Source organism: Paenibacillus sp. PvR098 (genome assembly GCF_017833255.1).
GTDB lineage: Bacteria > Bacillota > Bacilli > Paenibacillales > NBRC-103111 > Paenibacillus_G.
On sequence record NZ_JAFIBU010000001.1, the window covers coordinates 4,096,142 to 4,105,000 of the forward strand.

General features: G+C 47.3%; 12 protein-coding genes and 1 pseudogene (1 of these 13 running past the window's edge). 12 read left to right on the forward strand and 1 reads right to left on the reverse strand.

The window, feature by feature from the left end; all coding sequences use genetic code 11:
• Nucleotides 1–75 precede the first annotated feature (75 nt).
• The 9 genes and pseudogenes from JOE45_RS20175 to JOE45_RS20210 all read left to right on the forward strand — a co-directional run bounded on the left by JOE45_RS20175 (nucleotide 76) and on the right by JOE45_RS20210 (nucleotide 6,895).
• On the forward strand, nucleotides 76–528 hold the full coding sequence (locus JOE45_RS20175; RefSeq protein WP_210022637.1) for a GNAT family N-acetyltransferase: 453 nt from the start codon (nucleotides 76–78) through the stop codon (nucleotides 526–528).
• 314 nt (nucleotides 529–842) lie between these two features.
• A complete protein-coding gene (locus JOE45_RS20180) occupies nucleotides 843–1,535 on the forward strand; it encodes an MgtC/SapB family protein (RefSeq protein WP_210022636.1) in 693 nt (230 codons plus the stop codon).
• Between the two features lie 54 nt (nucleotides 1,536–1,589).
• Nucleotides 1,590–1,733 carry a hypothetical protein gene (locus JOE45_RS23660; RefSeq protein ID WP_245247091.1) on the forward strand — a complete coding sequence of 48 codons (144 nt, stop codon included), beginning with the start codon at nucleotides 1,590–1,592 and terminating at the stop codon, nucleotides 1,731–1,733.
• A gap of 84 nt (nucleotides 1,734–1,817) precedes the next feature.
• Nucleotides 1,818–2,213, forward strand: a pseudogene (locus JOE45_RS23670) (RNA polymerase sigma factor); the annotation flags it as partial.
• Nucleotides 2,164–2,631, forward strand: a complete 468-nt coding sequence (locus JOE45_RS20190) for an anti-sigma factor family protein (RefSeq protein ID WP_210022635.1) — start codon at nucleotides 2,164–2,166, stop codon at nucleotides 2,629–2,631. The pseudogene JOE45_RS23670 and the gene JOE45_RS20190, both read left to right, overlap by 50 nt.
• A gap of 14 nt (nucleotides 2,632–2,645) precedes the next feature.
• Nucleotides 2,646–3,290: a hypothetical protein gene (locus tag JOE45_RS20195; protein ID WP_210022634.1), complete on the forward strand. Its 645-nt coding sequence runs from the start codon at nucleotides 2,646–2,648 to the stop codon at nucleotides 3,288–3,290.
• Nucleotides 3,291–3,302: 12 nt separating this feature from the next.
• Nucleotides 3,303–4,547, forward strand: a complete 1,245-nt coding sequence (locus JOE45_RS20200; protein WP_210022633.1) for a DUF4097 family beta strand repeat-containing protein — start codon at nucleotides 3,303–3,305, stop codon at nucleotides 4,545–4,547.
• 64 nt (nucleotides 4,548–4,611) lie between these two features.
• Entirely contained in the window at nucleotides 4,612–5,043 is a 432-nt protein-coding gene (gene perR, locus JOE45_RS20205; protein ID WP_210022632.1) for a Fur family transcriptional regulator, read from the forward strand.
• Between the two features lie 103 nt (nucleotides 5,044–5,146).
• Complete coding sequence (locus JOE45_RS20210) at nucleotides 5,147–6,895, forward strand: glycosyl hydrolase family 18 protein (protein ID WP_210022631.1); 1,749 nt, start codon at nucleotides 5,147–5,149, stop codon at nucleotides 6,893–6,895.
• 59 nt (nucleotides 6,896–6,954) lie between these two features.
• Here JOE45_RS20210 and JOE45_RS20215 read toward each other — a convergent pair whose 3' ends face one another.
• Nucleotides 6,955–7,347 carry a DUF2614 family zinc ribbon-containing protein gene (locus JOE45_RS20215; protein ID WP_210022630.1) on the reverse strand — a complete coding sequence of 131 codons (393 nt, stop codon included), beginning with the start codon at nucleotides 7,345–7,347 and terminating at the stop codon, nucleotides 6,955–6,957.
• Nucleotides 7,348–7,484: 137 nt separating this feature from the next.
• Here JOE45_RS20215 and JOE45_RS20220 point away from each other — a divergent pair, with 137 nt between their 5' ends.
• The 3 genes from JOE45_RS20220 to JOE45_RS20230 all read left to right on the forward strand — a co-directional run.
• Complete coding sequence (locus JOE45_RS20220) at nucleotides 7,485–8,369, forward strand: nucleotidyltransferase-like protein (protein ID WP_210022629.1); 885 nt, start codon at nucleotides 7,485–7,487, stop codon at nucleotides 8,367–8,369.
• A 246-nt stretch (nucleotides 8,370–8,615) separates the two neighbouring features.
• Nucleotides 8,616–8,816 (forward strand): sulfur carrier protein ThiS, encoded by a 201-nt coding sequence (gene thiS, locus JOE45_RS20225; protein ID WP_210022628.1) that lies wholly within the window; start codon nucleotides 8,616–8,618, stop codon nucleotides 8,814–8,816.
• Between the two features lie 32 nt (nucleotides 8,817–8,848).
• Nucleotides 8,849–8,859, forward strand: partial view of a thiazole synthase gene (locus tag JOE45_RS20230; RefSeq protein WP_210022627.1) — the 5' portion only. Its footprint extends 763 nt past the window's final position; the window shows 11 of its 774 coding nt (coding positions 1–11); the start codon lies at nucleotides 8,849–8,851; its stop codon lies beyond the right edge, outside the window.

Here is an 8,859-nt window from a genome sequence, read left to right on the forward strand (position 1 = left end):
TGTCCGGCCCATAATTGTGAGTCGGACATTGGGGGACATACCGCTTTTTTTATGTATAATAAGGGGGCTGCATCCATGATTCGTGCAATCGATTTGGCTGATATGCAGGAGGTGCTTGCTTTCCTATTGCTGCAGCAAACCGCTTACCGGGTGGAGGCGGAACGGATCGGCTTTGATGAGATTCCTCCTCTGTTTGATTCTCCGCAGAGCCTGCGGGATTCCGGGGAATCATTCTTCGGCTATTATGAAGGCAGCAAGCTCCATGGTGCCGCGGCATGTAAGCAGAGCCCCAAGGAGGTCGTCATTTGCCGCATGATGGTGCATCCGGACTGCTTCCGCCGCGGTATCGCAAGCAAGCTTCTGAAGCACCTCGAGCAATTCGCGCTGCCAGGCATGAAAATGATCGTATACACGGGTACGAACAATACACCCGCCGTTGGGCTGTATGATAAGCATGGCTACGAACCGTTTCATATGCAGCTATTGGCTCCCGGGATCACATTAACGCAGTTTCAGAAAATGTTGTAATGCTGAAGTTCTGCTTCACCGATTATCACAATATGTAAATACTAAGGAAAAGGCCTGTTCTCCGGGCCTTTTTGTATTTCCATAAGATTTTCTCCGGAGATAGAGAGGTATAATTGTTGATTCTTACGATGCATTATACGTGTAATGATTTGGTATCCTGCCTTTCACCCTTGTTTTCCGCTCGTATAAAGGGTTATCTGTCTAAATTCATTATATTGGGCCGTGAAGCGGTTAGCATTTTTTTGGTAAATGTCTCCTGAAGCGGTCCTTTCATGTTACAATAATCTTCATTATTCATGAGGAGGCGACGGTCTATGAATGATCCGTGGACAATTGATACGCTGCATATCACTCTTCGTTTACTGTTAGCCTTATTGTTAGGCGGAGTCATTGGGATCGAACGGGAACAAAACAACCGTGCGGCAGGACTGCGTACTCACATTCTCGTATGTCTTGGGTCTACACTCATCATGCTGTTATCTATGTATGGGTTTTCCGAATTCGCTAAGCTGGATAACGTACGTTTGGATCCTGCCCGACTCGCGGCGCAAGTGATTAGCGGCATCGGGTTTTTAGGGGCGGGTACGATTCTTTTTACTGGTAAGTCTATAACCGGGCTTACGACGGCGGCTTCTTTGTGGGTTGTCGCAGCCATTGGCCTTGCTGTTGGCGCCGGTTTTTATTATGCTGCGGGGCTTACCTGTGCGCTTGCTTTGATCAGCCTTTTTTTATTGAATCTCGTCGAGCAAAAATACTTCCATACGAAGAAATTACGCTTTTTGAAGTTGGAGGCTACAGATAGTCCCAGTCTGCTTGGACGGGTCGTCGCTATGCTCAGCAAACAAGGTAATGCGATTCAAAAGCTTTCCGTTGAAGAAATTCCCGGGGAACAAGGGAACCGGATCCAGATTACTTTAACGCTTCGCTTGGCCAAAGATATTAAGATGGCCCAAACGGTGGAAGAACTGATGAGCTTGGACGGAGTAAGCTCTGTTTCGTGTGATTAATTTTTACAATAAATTGAAGGGTTCATTGGAGACGCCGCGTCAAAGAGGTTGAATATGAAGGAGCAAGGCGGTGAAACGGTGGAAATCATGACGGATGAACAGTTGGTCGAGTTGGTTCTTCAAGGCGATCATGAAGCATATCGAGTGCTGATGGAACAACAAGGACTATATTTATACACTGATTTACCGTATGGTTGAGCATCGCGAAACCGCCGAGGATCTGACTCAGGAGGTTTTTATCAAGCTTTATCGTTCGTTGGACCGTTTTCACGGAGATTCTCAGCTGAAGACTGGATGTACAGGCTCACTGTTAATTTGGTTTCCGATTACCGGCATTCCCGGAGCCGAAGGCCATATGAAGCGGTTTTAGACAAAGTCAAGAGCTGGTTCGGCGACCGAAAGCACGAACCGGAAGCACGTGCAGTTCAGAAGGAAGATCAGCAAACGATGCCGACATTGCTTGCCGGCCTGCCTGAGAAATACAGGTCTATTATGATTCTTTACCATTATAAACATCTGACGTATCAGGAAATATCGGAGGCTATCGGGTTGCCGGTCAAAACGATTGAGACGAGGTTATATCGAGGGAAAGCACTGCTGAAAGAAAAATGGCTCGAGGTGCGGGGTCATGGTTATCATGCATCTGAACGATCAAGAGCTGCAACGATATCTGAATAGAAGAAGCTCCGGGAAGGAAAGTCGACGAATCTCGACTCATCTCAAGACTTGCTCCGCCTGCCGAAGGAGAATTTCTGAATTTCTTGATATGGAAACGGATTTGGAGGAGCTCCCTGTCCTGCAAGCTCCGAGCGATCTGACGCATCGGGTGATGTCTGTGATCGAGGGTGCTGCGCAAACGGCCGTTTCCGGGATGGATGCCGGTCGAATTTCATCAAACCACAAGCGGCGCTCCTACTGGCGCTCTGAATTGGTCAACGGGCTTGTCGCTACAGCTGCAACGTATTTATTTATTTCAACCGGCATCGTAGGGAAATTGATAACCCTTGATGCGATCCGGCTTGAGGCTGGTTTACGTACCGGTGCCATCCAATTATTCCAGGCCGTCGAAGCAGTTTCACGGAATTTGCTGTCCTAAGGAGGAGTACACCGATGCAGGATCAGGATCAGTCGAAAGGTCCGAATATCCATGATGACGATCAAGAAGACGCTTTTTTGCGGGAGAGGATGGAGCGCTACGGGCAAGCCCGCAGGCAGCAGCCGTATGACCCGTTCTATGATCACCGAATGCCCCGTAAAAATAAATGGATCGCCGGTATTCTTTCCCTTGTGATCCCCGGTACGGGTCAGCTCTACCTGGGTCTTATGCAGCGCGGCATGAGCATTATGCTGCTGTTGATTGTCGATATTTTTGCTATTGTTTTCTTTGCTACGAACGGGGCGACAAGCATTCCACTCATCGTTTTGTTCTCACTGCTTGTACCTGTTATTTATTTCTATAATATTTTTGATGCGCTGCAGCAAACGGACAAGGTTAATTATTCCGGCTCTTCTTATGAAGTGGATGGGCGGGCGGAAGAGTGGATGACCTTCCCGGGAGAGGAGCCCGTGAAGCGAAAGCTTAGGGGGAATGGGTTCGGTTACGTATTGATTGCTGCTGGAGCACTCCTTTTTCTCGTGAATGGTAAGCCGGCTTGGCTTGATCGAGTGTTTGATTTCTTAGGCTCATCGATCGGCGCTGTTATTCTGATTGCCGTTGGAGTCTACATGTTCTTTAAGGAATCCATGAAAAAGTAAGGGGAGACACTTATGCATAAAGCAGGTCGCTATACGGCGGCGCTTCTGCTCGTGCTGGTCGGCGGTGCTGTGATTGCCGACAGGATGATGAGTACGAGCTACACCGTGGCACTTATAGAGTGGTGGCCGCTGCTATTCATCTTTTTGGGCGTCGAATATATTTCGTTAAATATGAAATACAGAAACAGTGAGCGCCAGTTGAAACTGGATTTGGTGGGCGTTATCTTTGCCGTCATGATCTCAGCTGTTGTCATTGTGAGTACACAAACCACCAATTTCATGAAAAAATTCGAGGAATTCAATATTTCGGAAGCTATTGATTCAATGACTTCGGAAGGTCGCCGATTTGATAAGGAGAAGACAGCAATTCCGCTTTCCGCTAGCACGGAGAATATCCGAATCATTAACCCGTCGGGGAATGTCGTTCTGCGTCCGGGTCAAGTCGACCAAGTGCAGGTAGAGCTTAGTGTTATTGTGAAAGCGGAGAATGAGAACGAGGCCAAGACGATTGCCGACGAGTCGAGGCTGGAATTTAGCGAAAGCGGCAATACGCTCGAACTTCAAGCCGTCGCTAAAGAATATTCAGGCTCTTACTTTGGAAGCCGCAAACCTCGGGTGGATCTGGTGGTTACCCTGCCTGAGAAGCAGGAGGTCAATCTGGAGATGCGGCTGGGAAATGGTAAAATCAGTGCTTCACGGCTCCCGATAAAGGAACGTTTGACTGGGGAGACTACGAACGGCGAGATCCGAATATCTGAACTGAAGGGTGAATTGCGTTTTAAAACTTCCAATGGTCTGATCAGTGCAAGTCAGACGGCAGGCAGCTTGACTTTAGAAACGTCAAATGGACGAATTGAATTAACTAACCATGAAGGCGATGCGGTTATGGAATCCACGAACGGAGAAATTCGGGCAATGAATACGTCGGGGACGATTCAAGCGGAAACTTCCAATGGGGCGATCGTGATTGATGGGTCACTGAGAGGGCTTAAGGCGCATACGAGTAACGGCTCCGTAGATATTTCCAGCCGAACGGTGGATGGAGACTGGGATGTCGAGACGTCCCACGGAAAGATCGACTTGAAGCTTCCGTCAGGCGGCGACTACCGAATCGAGGGGGAAGGCAATGAAGGCGTTATTGAAACAAACCTGCCGCTGAGCATTCAGAAAGATACGATCTCAGGAACCATCGGAGCCGGTACGCATCGAATCCGTCTGGAAACGAATGGATCGCTTTCGATTCAAATGATGAATTGACAATTTGCCTGACTTGCGATTAGAATAAAGAGATATAATTTCCACGAGTTGGGTGGTGAACACCATGAATCATTCTCTAGAACAAGCGTTAAATAAACTGAAGACGATGGGCGTCCGGATGACTCCGCAGCGCCATGCCATCTTGTCTTATTTGCTCGATACGATGATTCATCCTACGGCGGATGATATTTATAAGGCACTATCTCCGCGTTTTCCCAGCATGAGTGTAGCTACGGTATACAATAACCTCAAGGTGTTTATCGAGGTGGGGCTGGTGCGGGAGATGACGTACGGCGATCATTCCAGCAGGTTCGATGCCGACTTGTCCGATCATTATCATGCGTTGTGTGAGCATTGCGGCAAGCTGGTTGATTTTGCCTACAAGCCGTTGAACGATTTGGAGCAGGCGGCTGGACAAATGACCGGTTTTCGTGTAAAGAGTCACCGAGTCGAAGTATACGGCGTATGTTCGGATTGCGCTATGCAACCGACATGATAGTTTAATAGGTTTAAGGTATAATGGACGTGTTCGGTTTCCGCCTGTCGGTGGACGAATGCGTCCTTTTCTTTTTTCAACATGTTGATACGGGAGTGAAACCATGAAAGCACCAAACGGACGAGGAGGAAGTCCGCGTCGCAGAGCAAATCGTAAGCTGTCCCTTCTGCTTATGACGTTCGCCGTGATGTGCGGTATCGTCGTCGGCCTTTACTATTGGTCGGTATATGTGCCGAGTTCAAAGCATGAAAAGCCGATCTTCGAAGGTAATTCAAAACCGGTGTTCTATCAAGGTGTGATGCTGGATGAACCGGCAATCGGGCAAAAGGAAAGCTTGAAGCTCCCTTTTGATATGGTTAAAGAGCATATCGATCCATCCTTGATATATGAGCAATCATCCGAATCTACGATTATAACGACGCGAGATAAGGTTGTGCGGCTGCGAACAAGCGAGCTAACGGGAATGCTGAATGAGAAGCCCTTCAAACTCCGATTCCCGCTCGAACAAAAAGACAGTAAGCTGTACCTTCCCATCGATCCGTTAAAGGACTTGTATGAGATCGAACTGCGTGAGTCCGAGGATACAGGGGCAGTGCTTATGTTTAAGGAAGGCGATATCATACGTTGGTACAAGACGCTTTCCTATTCTGACAAGCCGGACAGGACGATACCCATGCGTCGGGATTCCTCGATTAAAGCACCGATCTTAGTCGATCTGAAGCAGGACGAGAGGGTAATGGTTTGGGGGGAACAAGAACAATGGCTGCGCGTACAGCTGCAGAGTGGGTATATGGGTTATATTCTTAAAGAACATCTGATTCCTGATCAGGAGGAGATGATTCCCAAGAAAAAGCTCAAAGCCAAGTTCGTTCCAAAGCAGCAGATCAGTGGGAAAATTAATTTGACTTGGGAGCACGTTATCACCAAAAATCCCGATACATCCAAAATTCCTCCGATGCCGGGTGTAGGTGTCGTCAGCCCTACTTGGTTTCATCTGGAGGACGGTGAAGGGAATTTGAATAACTTGGCAGACCCAGCCTATGTCAAATGGGCGCATGAGCAGGGTTATCAAGTTTGGGCGTTGTTCAGCAACGGGTTTGATCCGAAAAGGACTACGGAAGCGTTATTCACTTACGATAAACGAATGACGATGATCAAGCAGCTGCTAGCTTTTGCGCAGATGTATTCGCTAGAAGGCATTAATATCGATTTTGAGAACGTGTATCTGAAGGATAAACAAAACCTCGTTCAATTCGTTCGCGAAATGACACCGCTTATGCATGAGCAGGGTCTTATCATCTCGATGGATGTTACGCCAAGATCAAACAGCGAGATGTGGTCTCTCTTCTATGACCGTAAAGCACTCATTGAGTCGATTGATTATATGATGCTGATGGCATATGACGAGCATTGGGCGAGTAGTCCTAAGGCTGGTTCCGTGGCATCTCTGCCTTGGGTGGAGCGGTCGATTATAGGACTTCTTGAGGAGGATGAGATCCCTCCGTCGAAGCTTATTCTTGGCATTCCGTTTTATACAAGGGAATGGACAGAGGAAGTGAAGGACGGCCAAACGAACGTAAGCTCTAGGGCTGTGTTCATGGATAGGCCGCAAAGAGTGATTAAGGAAAAGAACCTTACACCGGTTTTCTCCGAAGAAACTGGACAAAACTATATCGAATACGAGGAAGACGGGAAGCTCAAAAAAATTTGGATCGAGGATGAAACCTCTGTTAAAACGAGGATTGCCCTGGTGAACAAATACAATTTGGGTGGTGTCGCTTCCTGGCGCCGGGGCTTTGAGAATCCGCAGGTTTGGGGCTGGATTCATTCGGTACTGGAAACGAAGCAATAAAAAAGAACTGGCTTTGCCCTACGCATGCTGCGTGGCAAAGCCAGTTCTTTTTCCTATTCTTAAGATGTAGAGGTCGTTTCATTTTTGCTGTTTGAAGAATCGGCTGTACCATCTTGTTTTTCAACGGGAGCGTGCTTGGGGTCAAACGATAAAATCGTTTTGCAGTACATGCAGCGGTCTGTTTTACCCAGCATTTTGGTATGCTTTCCGCATTCAGGACACTCCAACGCCGTGGCGCTTGTTGACATCATGCCCGCAGTGAAATAAATGGCCATACTGACCAGCATGGAGATTCCGCCGAGAACCATACTCGTTGCCGCAAGGATGCGTCCCGCTTTTCCCCATTCAAAAACGATACCCGCAAGTCCGGTAATCATGAGCAGCATCCCGCCCAATGTCAGCAGCAGCCCCCATAATCGAAATTCATTTACCTTACTTGATTTGAGCTTCATGTACGTCACTTCTTTCGCATTAATAATTATGTGAGTTTTGTAACAAAACTTTGGCAGGAAACTGAGATTCAATGTAGAAATAAACATAAATATTGCATTAATTGATTCATGTGCTCACAGTCAGGAGGCTTACTTCAATGGAATCAGTAAAACAGTATTGGGTGGAGAGACTCCGGCAGGATGAAGCAGTTATCAGCGTGCTGGTCGTAGATAACCCTTCTATGTTCTGTTCCGTCACAGACGGGTTTGACATTCTGCTTCTTGTCGTCAGCCATGACAATGAACGCACTTATCAACAAATTCATTATATAAAAGACAACCTTCGTATACAAGAAAGATGGATTAGTCCGGATGTGCTGGAGCAATGGATCCTGCATGGAGAACACCGTAACTTGATTTATTGGGTCTTAAAAGGAGAGATACTTTTGGATCAAAATACTTATTTGGAGAGCCTGCGGCATAAGGTACTTGAATTCCCGCATGAGCTGCGAGAGCGCAAACTGCTTATTGAGTTCTCCAAGTTTTTGCGGTGCTACCTACGGAGCAAAGAATACATACTGAACGAGCACTTCCTGGACGCTTATCATAATATTCTCGAAGCACTGCACCATTGGGCACGGATCGTTATTATTGAATCTGGGAGTCATCCTGAGGTTACCGTCTGGCGTCAAGTGAGAACCATTAATCCCGGTGTTTACAAATTGTATGAAGAGCTCACTTTAAGCAAGGAAACGTTAAAACAGCGGGTGCAGTTGGTTTTACTGGCGAGCGAATTTTCCGTGATGTCCAAAATGGAGAACTGCTGCAAGCTGCTGATTGATTTGCTTGCGAGCAGGGAGGAAGTTTGGAGCCTTCAGGAGCTGCAGCAGGTGCCTAAGCTTGCGGAAGTGAAAGCAGAGCTTCCGCTTTTGATGGGCAAGCTGGTCAAAAAATCACTTGCCAAAGAGGTCTTTTTTACGATTGATCCCGAACTATCTGTGCTTGAGCTTCGTTATAAGGATGTCAAGAGCCAAAGTTTATGATATAATGTCAACAATTGAATAACCACTGGGGGAGCTTCAATCTAGCGAGGCTGAGAAAAAGAGGCGTATTCTTTGACCCTTGGAACCTGAGTACGGTAGTCTGCAAGACGCGGATTACGACTGGATCATGCCAGCGTAGGGAAGTGGCCGAATGATTACGAATTGTTGTAAGGCATTTGCTCATGATGTCAACCCGCTCTGGGTTGGCTTTTTTTGTAATGAATGGAAGTCAGGGGAGGTGAGCGGATGCAACTCATCGTGAACGGAGAGCCAAGAGAAGTAGACGACGCTTCGACGGTAGCTGAAATGCTAGCGGCGTTCAAGCTGGAGAACAAAATATTGGTAGTGGAGTTAAACAAGGAAATTATTGAACGCGGTACGTATGATGTGACATGGCTAAGTGACGGCGACCGCGTGGAGATCGTCCATTTTGTCGGCGGCGGTTGACATATCTTTGTAGAATGAAGGAGACAATGAACATGAGTGAAAC

Coding starts and splice junctions, on each gene's coding strand:
- JOE45_RS20220 (WP_210022629.1), top strand. CDS start 7,485: ATGGAATCAGTAAAACAGTATTGGGTGGAGAGACTCCGGCAGGATGAA.
- JOE45_RS20215 (WP_210022630.1), bottom strand. CDS start 7,347: ATGAAGCTCAAATCAAGTAAGGTAAATGAATTTCGATTATGGGGGCTG.
- JOE45_RS20200 (WP_210022633.1), top strand. CDS start 3,303: ATGCATAAAGCAGGTCGCTATACGGCGGCGCTTCTGCTCGTGCTGGTC.
- thiS (WP_210022628.1), top strand. CDS start 8,616: ATGCAACTCATCGTGAACGGAGAGCCAAGAGAAGTAGACGACGCTTCG.
- JOE45_RS20210 (WP_210022631.1), top strand. CDS start 5,147: ATGAAAGCACCAAACGGACGAGGAGGAAGTCCGCGTCGCAGAGCAAAT.
- JOE45_RS20195 (WP_210022634.1), top strand. CDS start 2,646: ATGCAGGATCAGGATCAGTCGAAAGGTCCGAATATCCATGATGACGAT.
- perR (WP_210022632.1), top strand. CDS start 4,612: ATGAATCATTCTCTAGAACAAGCGTTAAATAAACTGAAGACGATGGGC.
- JOE45_RS20175 (WP_210022637.1), top strand. CDS start 76: ATGATTCGTGCAATCGATTTGGCTGATATGCAGGAGGTGCTTGCTTTC.
- JOE45_RS23660 (WP_245247091.1), top strand. CDS start 1,590: ATGAAGGAGCAAGGCGGTGAAACGGTGGAAATCATGACGGATGAACAG.
- JOE45_RS20190 (WP_210022635.1), top strand. CDS start 2,164: ATGGTTATCATGCATCTGAACGATCAAGAGCTGCAACGATATCTGAAT.
- JOE45_RS20180 (WP_210022636.1), top strand. CDS start 843: ATGAATGATCCGTGGACAATTGATACGCTGCATATCACTCTTCGTTTA.